Raw genomic sequence first — 17,291 nt, forward strand, 5'->3', positions numbered from 1 at the left:
CTCAGGTTTTGTGCTGGAACTCGGCAAGCGCGGGGCTCCCTGGCGGAAGGGGACAGCGATGGGACGTCCGGTCGGCATCGATCTCGGGACCACGAACTCGGTGGTGGCCGTCCTGGAGGGCGGCGAACCCACGGTCATCGCCAACGCGGAGGGCGCCAGGACCACCCCGTCGGTCGTGGCCTTCGCCAAGAACGGCGAGGTGCTCGTCGGCGAGGTCGCCAAGCGGCAGGCGGTCACCAACGTCGACCGCACCGCCCGCTCGGTCAAGCGCCACATGGGCGACGCGGGCTGGCGCTTCCCGGAGCACGGTGACGTGGACGGCACCCGCTACCGCGCCCAGGAACTGTCCGCCCGCGTCCTGCAGAAGCTGAAGCGGGACGCCGAGTCCTACCTCGGCGAGGACGTCACCGACGCGGTGATCACCGTGCCCGCCTACTTCGACGACGCCCAGCGCCAGGCCACCAAGGAGGCCGGGGAGATCGCCGGCCTGAAGGTCCTGCGGATCATCAACGAACCCACCGCCGCCGCCCTCGCCTACGGCCTCGACCGCGGCGAGGAGCAGACCGTCCTCGTCTTCGACCTCGGCGGCGGCACCTTCGACGTCTCCCTGCTGGAGATCGGCGACGGCGTCATCGAGGTCAAGGCCACCAACGGCGACACCCACCTGGGCGGCGACGACTGGGACCAGCGGATCGTCGAGCACCTGGTGAAGAAGTTCAAGGGCCAGTACGGCATCGACCTCGGCAACGACAGGATGGCGCTGCAACGGCTGCGCGAGGGCGCCGAGAAGGCGAAGATCGAACTGTCCAGCTCCTCCGAGACGTCGATCAACCTCCCCTACATCACCGCCTCCGCCGAGGGCCCCCTCCACCTCGACGAGAAACTGACCCGCGCCCAGTTCCAGGAGCTGACGGCCGACCTGCTCGACCGTTGCAAGACGCCCTTCCACCAGGCCGTCAAGGACGCGAACATCAAGCTGTCCGCGATCGACCACGTCATCCTCGTCGGCGGCTCCACCCGGATGCCCGCGGTGACCGAACTGGTGCGGGAGCTCACCGGCAAGGACCCCCACAAGGGCGTCAACCCCGACGAGGTGGTCGCCGTCGGCGCCGCCCTGCAGGCCGGTGTCCTCCGCGGCGACGTCAAGGACGTCCTGCTCCTCGACGTCACCCCGCTGTCCCTCGGCATCGAGACCAAGGGCGGCATCATGACGAAGCTCATCGAACGCAACACCACGATCCCCACCCGCCGTTCGGAGATCTTCACCACCGCCGCCGACAACCAGCCCTCCGTCGGCATCCAGGTCTACCAGGGCGAACGCGAGATCGCCGCCTACAACAAGAAGCTCGGCGTCTTCGACCTCACGGGCCTCCCGCCGGCCCCGCGGGGCGTCCCGCAGATCGAGGTGGCCTTCGACATCGACGCCAACGGCATCATGCACGTCTCCGCCAAGGACCTGGCGACCGGCCGCGAGCAGAAGATGACCGTGACCGGCGGCTCCGCCCTCCCCAAGGACGACATCGACCGCATGATGCGGGAGGCCGAGCAGTACGCGGAGGAGGACCGCAGGCGCCGGGAGGCCGCCGAGACCCGCAACCAGGCCGAACAACTCGTCTACCAGACCGAGAAGTTCCTCCGCGACAACGAGCAGCAGGTGCCGGCCGACACCAAGGGCGAGGTCGAGTCGGCGGTCGCGGAGCTCAAGACGCTCCTGGAGCAGAACGCCGACACCGGCGCCCTGCGCGCGGGCGTCGACAAGCTCGCCACCGTCAGCCAGCGCATGGGCCAGGCGATGTACGCACAGGCCCAGCAGACACCGACGGGGGACGGAGCGCCGGGCGGGGCGGGCGGCGGCTCGGCCGGGCAGCAGGACGACGAGACCGTCGTCGACGCCGAGATCGTCGACGACGACCGCGACGAGGCCAAGGGCGCCTGACCTCCCGCGCACGGTGCGCGCCCCGCGGGGCGCGCACCGCCCGTACAGAGGCGGGCGCCGGAGCGACCCGTGCGGGATTCGGTACGACTCGGCCCGTGCCGGCGGTCAGGCCTTGCGGGCGACCCCCGCCTGCACGAGCCCCGAGCGGTCAGGCCTTGCGGGCGACCCCCGCGTACACCGGCACGATGCCCTCCGCCTGGAGCGCCACGTCCTCGGGGTCCGGCCGCCACCCGGAGACCGGGATCACGCCCGGCCCGAGCAGTTCGAGGCCCTCGAAGAAGCGGGAGAACTCCGCCAGCGAACGGGGGTGGAAGGGGGTGCCGCTGCGCCGGAAGTGGTCCGCGGCCTTCCCGATGGCCTCGGGATTCAGGTCGGGGGTGACCTGGGACAGGATCAGGTGGCTGCCCGGCGCGAGCGCGGCGACGTACCGCCGCAGCAGCCCGTACACGTCGTCGCCGGCCGGGTCCTCGTCCAGATAGTGGGTGAGCGCCACCAGCGACAGGGCGACCGGGCGGTCGAAGTCCAGCGACTCGGCCGCCCGGCCCAGCAGCGTGTCCAGGTCACGGACGTCGGCGTGGACGTACCGGGTGGAGCCCTCCGGCGAGCCGTGCAGCAGTGCCTCCGCGTGCCGGAGCACGATCGGGTCGTTGTCCGCGTACACCACCCTGGCCTCCGGGGCGACGGACTGCGCGACCTGGTGCAGGTTCGGCTCGGTGGGGATGCCGGTGCCGATGTCCAGGAACTGGCGCGTACCCGCTTGGGCGACGGTCCGCACGGCGCGCTGCATGAACCGCCGGTTGGCGCGCGCCCCGCGCAGCACCGTGCCGTCCACGGCGAGGATCCTGCGCGCCAGCTCCTCGTCCACGGGGTAGTTGTCCTTGCCGCCCAGCCACCAGTCGTACACGCGCGCCGGATGCGGCCTGCCGGTGTCGATGCGGACAGGCGCTCCGAACTCGGATCCGGTCATGCGAGCTCTCCTCCTGGAACGTGGTGGCGGCCGGAGCCGGGTGGACACGGCCCTGCTCAGAAGTCCCCGCGGGCCTCCCGCAGGAGCTTCCTGGTGCGGGGCGCCGACGCGGCGTGCGTCGTCATGTGGTCGAGGACCTCCAGATGGGCGGAGACCTCGGTGCGCGAGTCGAGGTACAGGGCGCCGGACAGGTACTCGCTGACCACCATGTCGGGCAACTCCGGCTCGGCGAACCGGAACAGCGAGAACGGCGCGTACGTCCCCGGATGCGGGCCGGCCGCGAACTCGGCGACCTGCAACGTGATCCGGTCGCGTTCGGCGAACTCCAGCAGTCTGTCGAACTGTTCGCGCATCACTGAGGCGTCCACGCTCACCGGGCGGCGCAGCACCGTCTCGTCCATCACCACCCACAGGTGCGGCGGGTCCGGGCCGTCCAGCAGCCGCTGGCGGGCCATGCGCAGCGACACGTGCCGCTCGAGCGCCTCCGGGCTGCTCCGCCCGACCGTCCCGGCCTCCAGCACGGCCCGCGCGTACGCCTCGGTCTGCAACAGCCCCGGCACGAAGTGCGGTTCGTAGGAGCGGATCAGACGCGCCGCGCCCTCCAGGCTCACGTACAGGCTGAACCACTCCGGCAGCACGTCGTGGAACCTCTGCCACCAGCCGGGCCGGTTCGCCTCCTCGGCGAGCGCGACGAACGCGGAGGTCTCCTCCTCGGACACCCCGTACGCCTCCAGCAGCACCTGCACGTACGGGATCTTCAGCGCGACCTCGGCCGTCTCCATGCGCCGTACGGTCGCCGGGGCCACGCGCAGCGCACGCGCCGCCTCCTCGCGGCCGAGGCCGGCCGCCTCACGCAGCTCCTGCAGCCGCCTGCCGAGTACCACCTGGCCCACCGTGGGCGCGGGCCGCCGCTCACTCACGCCACGTCTCCCCTACGTGTCGAGGCACGCGGGCCAGTGTGTCATGTTCGGGCCGAGGTCACACGACCGTCCGGAGTCCGACAGGACGGGAGTCGCCTCATGTGGGAACTCCGGTGGACCAGGCGGCTCCCGGCGGCGGTCCGGCGTGCCGCCGCGCATGCCCGCCGCGGTGGCGGGTACGACCCCTCCCGTACGGGGGCGTCGCGGAAGCGGCCGAAGAGCGAGGAGTGTCGGAAGTGATTCGAAAGCTGCAGGCGGTCGCGCTGGACTGTGCTGATCCGGTACGGCTCGCGCAGTTCTACGCGGACCTGCTCGGCGGACGGGTGGTCGCGGACCCGGAGGACTCCGGGTGGGTCGAGGTGCACGGCTTCGAGGGGACCCCGCTGGCCTGCCAGCGGGTGGACGGCTACCGACCGCCCCAGTGGCCCGGCCAGGAGCGCCCCCAACAGCTCCACCTGGACTTCGACGTGGACGATCTCGACGGGGAGGAGAAGCGGGCGCTCGCCCTCGGGGCGACCGTGCTGGAGCGGACGGACCAGCTCCGCCCGGGGGCCAACTGGCGGATCTACGCGGACCCGGCCGGCCATCCGTTCTGCCTCTGCCTCCACTGAGTCCGTCGGGCCGTGCGGGCCTCTTGTGTGTTTGCCGCCGGCCGGCCCGGTCGGATAGGAAGCCCTTCATGCTGAAGGGCGACAAGGTCGGGCTGAGGGCCCGGCACGAGGACGACATCCCGATCCTGCGGGCGGAGCTCTACGACGACGTGGTCAACGGCTCGCGGGCCGAAAGCGGGCCGTGGCGGCCGATCACGCCCGGCTCGAAGGACCCGCGGCTCGTGGTGGACGACAAGGAGCAGGGCCACGTCCCGTTCTCCGTGGTGGAGCTGGAGGGCGGCACGCTGGTCGGCACCGCGACGCTGTGGGGCATCGACAACCACAACCGGTCCGCGCACATCGGCCTCGGGCTGCTGCCGGCCTCGCGCGGCAAGGGTTACGGCACCGACGTGGTCGCGGTGCTGTGCCACTACGGTTTCGTCGTGCGCGGCCTGCACCGGCTGCAGATCGAGACGCTGGCGGACAACGCCGCGATGCTGCGCTCCGCCGAGCGCAACGGCTTCGTCCGCGAGGGCGTGCTGCGCTCCTCGGCCTGGGTGCTGGGCGAGTTCCTGGACGAGGTGCTGCTCGGCCTCCTCGCCCAGGACTGGAAGCCGGACGCGAAGGGCTGAGGCGGGCCCGGCAGTTCTGTCTCTTTCCACTGAGCCGTCGCCGTCGAGCCGGCTCTGGCGTCGTCCGTGATCCGCCGGACGGAACCCGGCGGTGACGCACCGGAAAACCAGTGGAGCAGCGCCGCCGTGCGCCACTACGGTGCTGCCGAACCAGTCGTCTGAGCAAGGACGTGCCGTTGTACACCGTGTGAGACCTCCCGAGCGCTGAATCGTCGCGCGTCGCGCATCCGCGCCGCGCTGCCTTTTGCTGCGGACTTCTCACTGAAACCGGTGTACTTCTGTGCTCAACAACTGGGTCGTCATGCCCACCTGCCTGCCGCTCGTTCTCCGCCGTTGCCACACGTGCGCGTCCGAGCGCTTCCGCCCGAGCGGCAGATTCCGCGTCAACGCACACCACAAGCTCATCGACGCCTGGCTCCTCGTGCTCTGTACCGCGTGCGGGGACACCGCGAAGCTCACGGTCCTGGAGCGGGTGAACGTGCGCTCCGTACGGCCTGACCTGCTGGACCGACTGCACGACAACGACCGTGACCTGACAGCCGAGTTGCTCCAGGATCCGGTCGTGCGGCGCCGCAATCGCATCGTCCTCGACTGGGACGGCGCCTGGCGCCTCGACACCGGCGGATCGGATCACCTCGACCGCGAGGTGATCGACGTCTCGGTCCGCTTCGCGGCACGGATCCCTGTCCGGCCGGTGCGACTGATCGCTGAAGGATGCGGTCTGTCGCGGGCCGAGGTGGAGGGACTGATCACGGAGGGGAGGCTCGTCTCGGCGGTTCGGCTGAGCGGCAGGCTCTCCGGCGACTTCACCTTCACGCTGAAGCGCTGAGCCCTCCTCGGGACCGGGGCCTGTCCGGCGAGATCCGCCGGGCAGGCCCTGAGATCCCCGCCCGGGAGCGTGGCCGCCGTGCATGACCCCGGGAGTAATCGACCCGACCTCCCACGGACGGGATCGTGGTGGCGACGGGTTCCGGGCCGGCGCACTCCGGTCCGGAACCCGTCGCCCAGGCCGCGTCCCGACTCCGACGGAGGGTGATTCCTCATGTCCGCCACCCAGCCCACCGCGCTCACCGCCCTTGCCCGCACCGCCGAGCCGCACACCGCGCTGCGCCGCTTCCTCGCCCTGGACGCCGTGGTCACCGGCGCCAACGGCCTCGCCTACCTCGCCGCCTCCGGACCGCTCGGCCGCCTCCTCGGCGTCGACCCGGGCCTGCTGCTCGCCCTCGGCGCGTTCCTCACGGCGTACGCGGCCGGCGTCGGTCTGCTCGCCTCCCGTGCCCGCCCGGCCGCCCTGCCCGTGCGCGTGGTGATCGAGGCCAACCTCACCTGGGCCGTCGTCAGTTGTCTTGCTCTCGCCCTCTGGCTGTCGCCGACCGCGGCGGGCGCCGTGTGGACGGTGCTGCAGGCGCTGACGGTGGCCGGCTTCGCGGCGCTCCAGCACCTGGCGCTGAAGGCCCGCCAGCACTGACGTGCCTCAACCCGCCAGTGCGTGCAGGTACTTGACCGTCGCCGGGTCGGCCGGGAGGAACGTCTCGATGGCCAGCTCGGCGACGGTCACGTCCATCGGCGTGTTGAACGTGGAGATCGACGAGATGAACGACAGCGTCCGGCCCTCGTGCTCGATCCGCAGCGGCAGCGCGAAGTACGGCACGAACTCCTCCTGTTCGCTCTCCGCTTCGCTCTCCGGAGCACTCTCCGGCACCGGAAAGGCGGCGACCTCCTCGTAGAGCTCCCGCAGCGGCGCCGAGCGGTGCAGCGCGATCTGACGTTCCATCTGGGAGAGCAGGTGCCCCCGCCATTCACGCAGGTTGCGGATACGGGGCGCGAGACCCTGCGGGTGGAGCGTCAGCCGCATCGCGTTCAGCGGGGGAGCGAGCAGGGACTCCGGGATCCCGTCCAGCAGCATCATGATCCCGCGGTTCGCCGCCACGACGTCGTACATCGCGTCCACGACCAGCGCGGGGTACGGCTCGTAGCCCTGGATCAGTCGCTCCACGCCCGCGCGCAGCGCGTCCATCGCCGGGTCGTCCAGCGGGGTCTCGCGGTAGTGCGGGGCGTAACCGGCCGCCAGCAGCAGCGCGTTGCGCTCCCGCACGGGCACGTCGAGGTGTTCGGCGAGCCGCAGCACCATCTCCTCGCTGGGCCGGGAACGGCCGGTCTCGATGAAGCTGATGTGCCGGGCGGAGGAGTCCGCGCGCAGCGCCAGCTCCAGCTGGCTCACCCGCCGCCGCTCCCGCCAGGCCCGCAGCAACGGGCCGACGCCCTGGCCGGAGGGGGCGGCGGAGGCGCGGGCGCCGGAGGCGACAGTCATGCCCCCGACCGTAGTCGAGCGGCGGCACGCACCACGACCCCGGGGCGACCGGATCCGGCCACGCCGACCGAAACGGACCGAGGAGGGGGCGAGGCGGCAGCCGGTTCGCCGGCGGGCCGGGGCAGGCGTAGCCCGGCGACGCTCCGGGAACGCTGTGACCAGCACCGCCGTACCCCTGCTGTGGCAGGCTGGACGGGTACGCGACACCCAGGAGAGGAGCCGGCCCATGGCCGTCGAACCGCTGTCGCAGAAGGAGATCGAGGACCGGCTGGCCGAGCTGCCCGGCTGGTCCCTCGACGCGGACCGCCTCACCCGCTCCTACCGGCTCGCCTCCCACTTCGCCGCCACCGCCCTGGTCATCCACGTCGCCCAGGTCCAGGAAGAGCTCGACCACCACTCCGAGCTCACCCTCGGCTACAACACGGTGTCCCTCGCCGTGAACACCCACAGCGTGGGCGGCGCCGTCACCGACCTCGACTTCCGGCTCGCCCGCCGGGTGGAGGACCTGGCCCCGGGCCACGGGGCGCACTGACCCGCGCCACGGACCGGACGGAAACGGGGGACGCGCGTGCTGGACTACGACAAGGAAGCCGAACGCTACGACGCCTCACGCGGCGGCGAGCCCCGGGCGGCCGCCGCCGCGCAGGCCGTCCTGAGCCTGGTGCCGGACGGGGCGCGCGCCCTGCTCGACGTGGCCTGCGGAACGGGCATCGTCACCCGGCGGCTCGCGGCCGGACGCGACGGCCTCCGGGTGACCGGCGTCGACCTCGCCTCGGCGATGGTCCGCCACGCCGCCGCCCGCCTGCCCGGCGCGGTCGTACGCGCCGACAGCCGCCGGCTTCCGTTCCGCGACGGCGAGTTCGACGCCGTCAGCAGCGTGTGGCTGCTGCACCTCGCGGAGAGCGACGCGGACGCGCGCGCGATCGTCGCCGAGTGCGCCCGCGTCCTGCGCCCCGGCGGCGTGTACGTCACGACGGTCGACAAGGCCGCCGCGCACAACGTCGGCAGCGACATCGACGCCGTGCTCGCCTCCCGGCCGCCCCGCGCGGCCCGCGACGGGGCGGCGCTCGTCGAGTCCTACGCCGCCGCATGCGGCCTTCTCCCTGCCGGGCGGGCCGGATTCCCGGGCCGGGGACAGGGCCGCAGCCCCCGCCGCACGGTCGCCGACCTGCGAAGGGGCTGGTTCGTCACCCTGCCGCCGGGGGATCCCCTCGCGGAACGGTTCGCCGAGCGGCTGGCCCGGCTGCCCGACCAGGACCGGCCGCGGCCCGACCCCTGGTTCACCCTCCGGGCGTTCCGTAAGCCGGCCGTGCGGCCTCCGGCCGCCTGAATCTCACGATTCCTCCGGTCACCGGGCGCTCCCCGCCGAACGCCGCCCCGGCCGGCCACCGATTCGCCACACCCCGGCAACCTCCCGTCCGCCGACGGCGACTGACCGGGCGGAACCCATCCGTCCTCCCGGGAGGTACGCCTCGTGCAGCACCCGCACCCGCCCACCCACCGCAGACGACGCAGGACCGCCGCCCTCGCCGCGGCGGCCGCCGCGACCGTCCTGGCCGGAGCCGGCCTCACCACGCTCACCACGGACACCGCCGAGGCGGCCACGGCCCGCCAGGTCGAGAAGCTCGACCGGGGTGTCGTCAGCGTGTACACCGGCAGCGGCAACCTGGTCAGCTGGCGCTGGCTCGGCACCGATCCGAACGACGTCTCCTTCAACGTCTACCGGGCCGGGACCAAGGTCAACTCGACCCCGGTCACCGGCTCCACGAACTTCTTCCACTCCGGCGCCCCCGCCCACGCCGACTACACCGTCCGCGCGATCGTGGGCGGCGTCGAGCAGGCCGACTCCGTCCACGCGGTCCAGCTCCGCACCGGCTACAAGGACGTGCCGATCAGCCCGCCCGCCGGCGGCACGACCCCCGACGGAGTGGCCTACACCTACGAGGCGAACGACGCCTCCGTCGGCGACCTCGACGGCGACGGCGCCCTCGAGTTCGTCCTGAAATGGCAGCCCACCAACGCCAAGGACAACTCCCAGTCCGGCTACACCGGTAACACGATCGTCGACGGCGTCAAACTCGACGGCACCCGGCTGTGGCGCATCGACCTGGGCCGCAACATCCGCTCCGGCGCCCACTACACCCAGTTCCAGGTGTACGACTACGACGGCGACGGCAAGGCCGAGGTCGCGATGAAGACGGCCGACGGCACGGTCGACGGCACCGGAGCGGTGATCGGCAGCGCGTCCGCGGACCACCGCAACTCCAGCGGCTACGTCCTGTCCGGACCCGAGTTCCTGACCATGTTCGACGGCCAGACGGGCAAGGCGATGCAGAGCGTCGACTACGTTCCGGCCCGCGGCACCGTCTCCTCCTGGGGCGACTCCTACGGCAACCGCGTCGACCGCTTCCTCGCGGGCACCGCCTACCTCGACGGCTCCCGCCCCTCCCTCGTCATGGCCCGCGGCTACTACACGCGGACGGTCGTCGCCGCCTGGGACTGGCGCAACGGCTTCTTCACCCGCCGCTGGACCTTCGACACCAACTCCTCCACCAACGGCGGCAAGGGCTACGACGGCCAGGGCAACCACAGCCTGTCGGTCGCCGACGTCGACGCCGACGGCAAGGACGAGATCGTGTACGGCGCGATGACCGTGGACGACAACGGCGCGGGACTGTGGACGACGAAGCTCGGCCACGGCGACGCCGGTCATGTCGGGGACCTCAACCCGTCCCGCGCGGGCCTGGAGTACTTCAAGGTCTCGGAGGACTCCAGCAAGCCCGGCTCCTGGATGGCCGACGCGCGCACCGGCGCCGTCCTGTGGCAGACCGCCTCGGGCGCCGACAACGGCCGCGGCGTCGCCGCCGACGTCTACGCCGGCAGCGCGGGAGCCGAGGCCTGGTCCGCCTCGGACACCACCCTGCGCTCGGCGACCGGCGCCTCCCTCGGCCGCGAGCCCTCCAGCATCAACTTCCTGAGCTGGTGGGACGGCGACACCGTCCGCGAACTCCTCGACGGCACCCGCGTCGACAAGTACGGCACCTCCGCGGACACCCGGCTGCTGACCGCGTCCGGCGTCCACTCCAACAACGGCACCAAGGCCACCCCGTCCCTGTCCGGGGACATCCTCGGCGACTGGCGCGAGGAGGTCGTCTGGCCGACGACGAACAACACGGCCCTGCGCATCTACTCCACGCCGACCGAGACCGGCACGAAGATCACCACTCTGCTGCACGACACCCAGTACCGCACGGCCCTCGCCTGGCAGAACACCGCCTACAACCAGCCCCCGCACCCGAGCTTCTTCATCGGCAGCGGGATGGCGACGGCGCCCAGGCCGACGGTCTACACCCCGTAGGCCGCGCGCCCTGTCCCCGCGTGCCGGCGGGGGCTGTCGTCGGCGCCGGCCGATGGCAGCCCCCGCCGGCGACCGCTGCATGCCGTGGGTTCAGGTGCCGGCCGTGCGTGGACGGACCCGCGCCTCGTCACGGTCCCGCCCGGGTGGAGCCGCGGTGATCGGCCCGGTGTCTGCCGCCGAGCATGACACCCAGAGCGATCATGCCGACGCCGAGAGCGAAGTGGAGCCAGTCGTCGGCGCTGTTCAGGGGCACGAAATTGGCGCCGGTGTCCTTCTCCACGATCAGCCCGTACAGCCACAGGACCAGGTAGACGGCGCCGCCGCCGATCAGGAAGGTGCGGGCCGAGGCGAAGCCACGGGCCATGACGAGGCCCGCGATGCCGAACAGCAGGTGGACGATGTTGTGCAGGATCGACACCTGGAAGATCCCCAGGAGCCGGGCCTCGGAGTGGTGCGAGGCGAACTGCATCTCGTTGTAGCCGGTGGTGATGCCCGGGATGAACCCGAGGACGCCCACCAGGAGGAAGACCAGCCCCACCACCTGTGCGGCCTGCTGGACGGGGGTGCGGGCGGGGGTCGTGAGAGGGGTGCGTGCGGTCATCGCAGAAAGACCTTACATTCGGTACAAAACGGTCATTCTGTGATCGTGTACCCGGAGCCGGGAGGTGCAAGCCTCGCCGTTCGCCGTAAGGGCGCGCGCCGCGGCACGCGCCCTCCCGTCCCCTCCCGCCGGCCGGGTCAGGTCACCGCGCAGGTCCGGTCACCCAGCTTGAACGACGTCGGTTTCGTGTTCGTCGTCCCCGACGAGGTGCCCGTGAAGCCGAAGCTCACGGACGAACCGGCCGCCACATGGGCGTTCCAGCCGACGTTCTTCGCCGTCACCGCCGCGCCCGACTGCGTGTACTCGGTGTTCCACGCCTGCGTGACCCTCTGCCCGTCCGCGAAGGACCAGCCGAGCGTCCAGCCGCTCCAGGCGCCCGTGCCCGTGTTGGCGAGCTGCACGTCCGCCTGGAAGCCGCCCGACCACTGGTTGGTGACCTTGTACGTCACCGCGCAGCCGCCGGTCGGCGTCGGCGTCGGATCCGTGCCGCCGCCGGTGTCGGAGGTGTCGCCGTAGACGACACCGCGTCCGTTCGTCGACACGTAGACACGGCCGTAGACCCTCGGGTCACCGGTGATCGCCGCACCCGTCCAACCCCACTGGTGGGCGTCGTCGTTGATGCGGGTCCACGTCGCGCCCCTGTCCGTGGAGCGGAAGATGCCGCGCACACCGCCGACCTTCGCGCTGGTGTACAGCGTCTGGTACGAGGCGCCCGGCGCCGCCTTGCCGAAGCCGATCGTGTCGGCCTGCTCGACGTTCGACAACTTGGTGAAGCTCGCCCCGCCGTCGGTGGAGTGCCACAGCCCGTACGCGCCGTCCGCCGCGCCGCCCGCCAGCCAGATGTCGCCCTTCGCGCCGGGCAGCGCCTTGAAACGCACGCTGTCGCCGCTCGGGAGCCCACTCGCCGCGGAGGCGGTGAACGTCGCCCCGCCGTCCGTACTGACGTAGAACGTCCCGGACTTGAAGCCGTAGAAGGTCCTCGCGTCGACCCGGTCGGACTCGACGACCGCCCCCGCCGGGATACCGGCCGACGCCGACCAGGAGTTGCCGAACCCGGTCGTGTACTGCACACCCGTCCCCACCGGGCTCCACACGAACCGGCTGCCGTCGGCCGCCGCGGCGACCGTACCGCCCTCGCGCACCCCCGAAGGGTCCGTCCCCGCGAACCAGTTGGCGCCGTTGTCCGTCGAGAACGCGATGTGCGGGCCCGAGTCCAGGTTGCCGACCCGGACCACCGTGTTCGGGGCGGACTCGGCGAAGTCCACACTCGTGGTGGTCGTGAAGTTGGGCGAGGTGTACATCATCGACGGCACCTTGGTGAGGTCCGTGTGCCGGAAGCCGCCGATGTCACCGAGGGCGCTGAGCAGCGGGGCGCCCGACGGGGGAGAGGCCAGGTCGTTGACGGCCGTCTCCTCCAGGCCCTGCACCATGGGCCTGATGGTGAACTGGCCTCCGCTGTCCCAGTTCGTCAGGTTCTCGGTGCCGTAGATCGTGGCGCCCGTCCCGTACATCATGCGACCGGAGTCGAACGGGTCGATCTCCAGCGCCTCCGTCATCCAGCCGAGTTTGGGCGTCTGCTCGGGCGGCGACGGGTTGGCGCCCCAGGTCAGCCACGGGGAGGACGAGACGTCCATCGTGTAGCGGTTTGAGCGGTCGGGGTACGACGTGTAGTCCCAGGCCTTCGTCCAGGTCGCGCCGCTGTCCGTGGAGCGGAAGAGCTGCGTGTCCGGCCACCAGGAGCTGTACGCCGTCGCCATCACCGTGCCGGGCCTCTGCCGGTCGACGGTCAGTCCGCTGAAACCGTAGTAGGTGTCGGCCTCGGCGACCGGGCTGATGTCCGTCCAGGTGCCGGTCGCGGTCGCGTACCGCCACAACCGGCCCTTGCCGCCGTCGTACGGGCCGCCCTTGTCGCTGTAGGCCAGGTACAGGTAGCCGTTCTCCGCGTCCAGCACGCCCTTGTGGGCGAGGTACCCGGTCGGCTGCCCGGCGACCCGCTGCCAGGTCGCGCCCGCGTCCGTCGACCGGTACACGGCGTTGTCCTTGTCGGCGACCCCGACGTAGATCGTCTTCGTCGCGTCGCCGGACGTGCCCGTGGACTCGTCGAAGGTCACCCAGACGATGCCCTGGTTGTCACTGGCGTACCCGGAGGTGTCGCTCGGATCCTGCACGTAGTTCCCGACGTTGGGGAAGTTCGCCACCTGCGACCAGGTGACGCCCGAGTCGGTCGAACGCCACAGCCCCTTCCCGCTGGGCGCGCCCAGGTACAGCACGCTGTTCCTGTTCGGGTCGACCGCCAGGCGCTCGCCCATGCCGCGACCGGGCATGTTGCCGCCCAGCTTGAACGGCAGACCGGTCTTCTGCCAGCTCGTGCCCCGGTTCGAGGAGCGCATGACCGCGCCGTTCTTCGGGTCCCAGCCGTTGGTGTACGTGCCGACCGCCGCGTACACCCTGTTCGGGTCGACGGAGTCGGAGGCGATGCTCACCACGCCCGTGTGGCCCCAGTCGTCCCAGCCGACCGAGTCCAGCAGCGGCGTCCAGGTCTTCGTCGACTCCTGCCAGCGGTAGGCGCCGCCGATGTCGGTGCGGGCGTAGGCGAGGTTCTTCTCGGTGCGGTTGAAGACGATGCCGGGGACGAAGCCGCCGCCGTCGATCCGGGCGTTCTTCCAGGTGTAGGTGTCGGCGGCGATCGCGGCCCGCGCGGAGTCGGCGGCCAGCGCGGGCGGGGTGCCCGCGAGCAGGCCGGCGGCGAGCGCCAGGGTGGCCGTGAGGATGCGGGTTCTTCGCACGGTGGGGGTCCTTCCTCGCGAAGCCGGGTGAAGGAATGCGCCTCGCCGGCGGCGGATCGAGGGGGGCGCGCGGCGGGGCGTGCGACAACCGGGCGGTCCCCTGTGCGGGTGGGGACCGCCCGGCGCGGTACGCGGAGTTTTCAGCGGGGACTTATTCGAGGAGCTCCGCGTACGAGCCCATGGCCAGGGCGATGTCCGCCTGGGCCCAGAACCGGTGGTACGTGAAGGACGGCGCGGCCCCGCCCGCGAGATAGGACTCGATCTTCGACCAGGCCGGGTCGTCCTCGTAGAAGGAACGGATCGAGTCGAACGTCGACGACGAGTCCACCGCGTCGCCGTTCGGCATGGTGCCGCTCCAGCCGCTCGGGACGTGAAGCGGGTCGTCGAAGCGGTTGTAGTCGGCGCGGGTCTCCGGGACGGCGATGCCCAGGCTGTCCTGGTGGTGGTTCCACATGCCGTCGAGGAGCGCCTTCGCCGTCGTCGCGGCCGCGGTGTCACCGGAGCGGTCGGCGTAGTACGTCAGGGTCTTGGCGTACGCGGCCGCCACACCGACGTCGTTGGTGTAGTCGGCGACGGTGACGTGCAGTCCCGTGTTGGCGCCGGGACTCGACGGGTTCCAGGTGTCGGGCTGGCCCGACCACTGCAGCGTCGAGGGGAACCGGAAGGTGCCGTCCGGGTTGACCGTGGTGTGCGCCAGCGCCCAGTCGACCCACTTGTCGAGGACGGCCTTCGCGGCCGCGTTCCCCGTCTGCTGGTAGTACTCGGCCACCCGCTCCATCGACCACGCCTGGAAGCCGAACCACTGGTTGGACGGCGGGTCGTGGTAGACGGGCTGCTGGTCGTAGTACATGCCGTAGAAGGTCGACTTGCCGGCCGGCGGCGTCGCGTACCGGCCCGCCCAGCTGTTGGTCGCCCCGCCCGCGATGGCGCCCTCGCTGGACTGCAGCCAGCGGTAGAACTCCACCTGCCGTTCCAGGGACTTGGCCCAGTCGGCCTGCCCGGTCGCCGACTTCGGCTTCAGCGGCGCGTAGGCGCTGAGCGCGTACGCGGCCAGGGGGTTCTGGTAGCCGCCGTGCGCGTGGCTGGAGCCGATGCGCCAGGCCCAGCCGGCGCTGGTGTCGGTGGCGCCGCCCCACGCGTAGTACCAGGACAGCAGGTAGTGCGAGGCGTCCTTGCCGGTGCCCGCCGGGCAGGCGGAGGCGCCGACACAGTTGCCGACCTTCTTGAAGTACTTGTCGAACATCGCATACCGCAGGTAGTCGCCCATCTTCGCGGCCTTGCCGACGGTCGCGGAGACGTCACCGCCCTTGCCCTGCTGCTTGGCCCAGATGTCCGCCCAGTACGCCGCCTGCACCGCCCGCGCGTCGGCGTCCGGCGCGTTGGTGAACTTCCACTGCTTGGCGTATGAGGCGTCACCGGTGAACAGGTCCAGGTAGCCGTTCGGGCCGCCGTACTTGAACGCGTCGCAGGTCGGCTGCGGCACCGTCTCCCACACAGACTCCTGCGCGCCGCGCTGGAAGGTGTTGATGTACGACGGGCCGGTGTCCGACGGGCCGGCCTCGCACTTGCCGGGCGAGTTGCCGTAGCCGTAGACGTTGTCGACGTCCTGCAGCCAGTGCATACCGTAGACGTCGTCCGTACCGTATGCGGTCTTCAGTTCACCGGCGATCGGATCCGGCCCCACCGACACACCGGCGTCCAGCTTCGCCGGGTACTCCTCGGGTGTGTCCAGCTCCGGCGCGTACGTCGCCGGCTTCGACGCGTTGTAGAAGGAGTTCGTCGGCTGGTCGGCGTGGGTCGGGATCATGTACTTCTCCATGATCTCCCAGGCGCCGTTGAACCTGGTCCAGTCGCCCGTGACCTTGCCGTACATGGCCTGCAGCCACAGGAGGTAACTGTAGGCCTCCGACGTGGTCTCGTGGCCGTGGTCCGGGGCCTCGACGATCAGCGTCTCCACCGAGTGGTAGGGGATGCCCTCGGGGGAGAAGTAGCCGTTCGCCGGATTGGTGATCTTCCCGTACAGCTGAAGGAAACGGGCGTCGTACTCCTTCGACGCGGCGATCTGGGTGACGGTCACCGAGGCCTTGGCGTGGCCGGTGGCCGTCGACTCGAAGGTCGCCGCACCCGTGCCGGTGGCGTTGCCCGTGATGGTCACCTTCTGGGCGGTGTTCCAGTTCGACGGGGTGAACGTGAGGCTCGCGCCTCCGGTCACCGTCAGGCCCGTGTTCCCGCCGGTGCGGGCGGTGGTGACGGTCACGTCGGCGGACGGCTGCGTCGACAGCTTGACGTCGTACGAACCCGTCCTGCCCTGCTGCACGGCGAGCTGGTTGGTGGAGGCCACCACGGACGGTCCCGAGGCGACCGTGATGCCGACGGGCGTCGAGGACGCGGACGCGCCCAGGCTGTCGTACGCCTTCGCCACCAGCGAATGACTGCCCACGGTCAAGCCGGAAGCCGACAGCGTGTACGGCGCGCTGGTGTCGGTGCCCAGCAGCGTCGTGTCGTCATAGAACTCGATCTTGGTGATCGTCGCGTTGTCGGCGGCCGCGGCCGTCGCCGCCAGCGGCACCGCGTCCCCCTGGGTGTACACGGCGCCCGGCGCGGGGCTGGTCAGTACGGTGACGGGGGGCTGATGGGCGCCGACGCACGGGGTGCCGTTGACCGAGAACGAGGTCGGGGCGGCGTTGCTGCCGCTGTAGGTGAACTGCGCGCCCGTGCCGACCGCCGCGCCGGCGGCGATCGTCCCGTTGTACGAGGCGTTGTTCACGGTGATCTGCTGACCGGACTGCGACCAGGTCCCGTTCCAGCCGTTGGTCAGCTTCTGGTTGCCGGCGTACGAGTACGTCAGGGTCCAGCCGGTGATCGGGTCCGTGCCGCGGTTGGTGAGGGTCAGATCCGCGGTGAAGCCGGAGCCCCAGTCGTTGGTCTTGTAGTCGACGCTGCACTGAAGTGCCGCCGCCTGGGCCGGAGTCGAGCTCGTGCTCAGCATGGCCAACGGAAGCGCGAGGGCCGCCACGACGGCGGTCCACAGCCGCCGCGCCGCGCGGCGTCTGCGTGAGGGATCCATGGTGCTGGTTCCTCCTTGCGGCTCGGAGAAGTGGGGAGGAGCAACAAGCCTTGAACCAGTGGGAGCGCTCCCATAGTGGGGAGGGGGTGGAGTGCGGTCAAGGTGCTTGAAGAGTCGAAAAGA

14 protein-coding genes are annotated in these 17,291 nt (G+C 71.2%); 8 read left to right on the plus strand and 6 right to left on the minus strand.

All coding sequences use genetic code 11. From position 1 onward, the window contains the following. Nucleotides 1-58: 58 nt before the first annotated feature. Nucleotides 59-1,936 (plus strand): molecular chaperone DnaK, encoded by a 1,878-nt coding sequence (dnaK, locus tag ACIHAR_RS10450; RefSeq protein WP_365459515.1) that lies wholly within the window; start codon nt 59-61, stop codon nt 1,934-1,936. Nucleotides 1,937-2,084: 148 nt separating this feature from the next. Here dnaK and ACIHAR_RS10455 read toward each other — a convergent pair whose 3' ends face one another. Continuing rightward, nucleotides 2,085-2,903 (minus strand): SAM-dependent methyltransferase, encoded by an 819-nt coding sequence (locus ACIHAR_RS10455; protein WP_400018504.1) that lies wholly within the window; start codon nt 2,901-2,903, stop codon nt 2,085-2,087. Between the two features lie 56 nt (nt 2,904-2,959). Next, entirely contained in the window at nt 2,960-3,823 is an 864-nt protein-coding gene (locus ACIHAR_RS10460) for a helix-turn-helix transcriptional regulator (protein ID WP_365459521.1), read from the minus strand. Between the two features lie 236 nt (nt 3,824-4,059). Here ACIHAR_RS10460 and ACIHAR_RS10465 point away from each other — a divergent pair, with 236 nt between their 5' ends. The 4 genes from ACIHAR_RS10465 (at nt 4,060) to ACIHAR_RS10480 (ending at nt 6,513) form a co-directional block, all read left to right on the plus strand. Then, nucleotides 4,060-4,434 (plus strand): VOC family protein, encoded by a 375-nt coding sequence (locus tag ACIHAR_RS10465; protein ID WP_365459524.1) that lies wholly within the window; start codon nt 4,060-4,062, stop codon nt 4,432-4,434. 68 nt (nt 4,435-4,502) lie between these two features. Beyond that, nucleotides 4,503-5,045, plus strand: coding sequence for a GNAT family protein (locus ACIHAR_RS10470; RefSeq protein ID WP_365459527.1), 543 nt, complete (start codon nt 4,503-4,505; stop codon nt 5,043-5,045). Between the two features lie 280 nt (nt 5,046-5,325). Next, entirely contained in the window at nt 5,326-5,874 is a 549-nt protein-coding gene (locus ACIHAR_RS10475) for a DUF1062 domain-containing protein (RefSeq protein WP_400018507.1), read from the plus strand. 213 nt (nt 5,875-6,087) lie between these two features. Beyond that, nucleotides 6,088-6,513, plus strand: a complete 426-nt coding sequence (locus tag ACIHAR_RS10480) for a hypothetical protein (protein ID WP_365459533.1) — start codon at nt 6,088-6,090, stop codon at nt 6,511-6,513. Between the two features lie 6 nt (nt 6,514-6,519). On the opposite strand, the gene ACIHAR_RS10485 is transcribed toward ACIHAR_RS10480, so the two are convergent. After that, the gene (locus ACIHAR_RS10485; RefSeq protein ID WP_400018510.1) at nt 6,520-7,356 is read right to left on the minus strand and encodes a helix-turn-helix domain-containing protein; all 837 of its coding nucleotides are present in this window, start codon (nt 7,354-7,356) and stop codon (nt 6,520-6,522) included. A gap of 226 nt (nt 7,357-7,582) precedes the next feature. On the opposite strand from ACIHAR_RS10485, the gene ACIHAR_RS10490 reads away from it, so the two are divergent. The 3 genes from ACIHAR_RS10490 (at nt 7,583) to ACIHAR_RS10500 (ending at nt 10,714) form a co-directional block, all read left to right on the plus strand. Further along, the gene (locus ACIHAR_RS10490) at nt 7,583-7,888 is read left to right on the plus strand and encodes a 4a-hydroxytetrahydrobiopterin dehydratase (RefSeq protein WP_365459539.1); all 306 of its coding nucleotides are present in this window, start codon (nt 7,583-7,585) and stop codon (nt 7,886-7,888) included. A 36-nt stretch (nt 7,889-7,924) separates the two neighbouring features. After that, on the plus strand, nt 7,925-8,686 hold the full coding sequence (locus ACIHAR_RS10495) for a class I SAM-dependent methyltransferase (protein ID WP_400018512.1): 762 nt from the start codon (nt 7,925-7,927) through the stop codon (nt 8,684-8,686). A 144-nt stretch (nt 8,687-8,830) separates the two neighbouring features. Further along, complete coding sequence (locus tag ACIHAR_RS10500; protein ID WP_400018514.1) at nt 8,831-10,714, plus strand: rhamnogalacturonan lyase; 1,884 nt, start codon at nt 8,831-8,833, stop codon at nt 10,712-10,714. A gap of 127 nt (nt 10,715-10,841) precedes the next feature. Here ACIHAR_RS10500 and ACIHAR_RS10505 read toward each other — a convergent pair whose 3' ends face one another. The 3 genes from ACIHAR_RS10505 to ACIHAR_RS10515 form a co-directional block, all read right to left on the minus strand. Further along, the gene (locus ACIHAR_RS10505; protein WP_400018516.1) at nt 10,842-11,315 is read right to left on the minus strand and encodes a DUF4383 domain-containing protein; all 474 of its coding nucleotides are present in this window, start codon (nt 11,313-11,315) and stop codon (nt 10,842-10,844) included. 137 nt (nt 11,316-11,452) lie between these two features. After that, the gene (locus ACIHAR_RS10510; protein WP_400018518.1) at nt 11,453-14,101 is read right to left on the minus strand and encodes a cellulose binding domain-containing protein; all 2,649 of its coding nucleotides are present in this window, start codon (nt 14,099-14,101) and stop codon (nt 11,453-11,455) included. A gap of 151 nt (nt 14,102-14,252) precedes the next feature. Next, nucleotides 14,253-17,168: a glycoside hydrolase family 48 protein gene (locus ACIHAR_RS10515; RefSeq protein WP_400018520.1), complete on the minus strand. Its 2,916-nt coding sequence runs from the start codon at nt 17,166-17,168 to the stop codon at nt 14,253-14,255. Nucleotides 17,169-17,291 lie beyond the last annotated feature (123 nt).

Source organism: Streptomyces sp. NPDC052016 (assembly GCF_044548445.1).
Classification (GTDB): Bacteria; Actinomycetota; Actinomycetes; order Streptomycetales; family Streptomycetaceae; genus Streptomyces.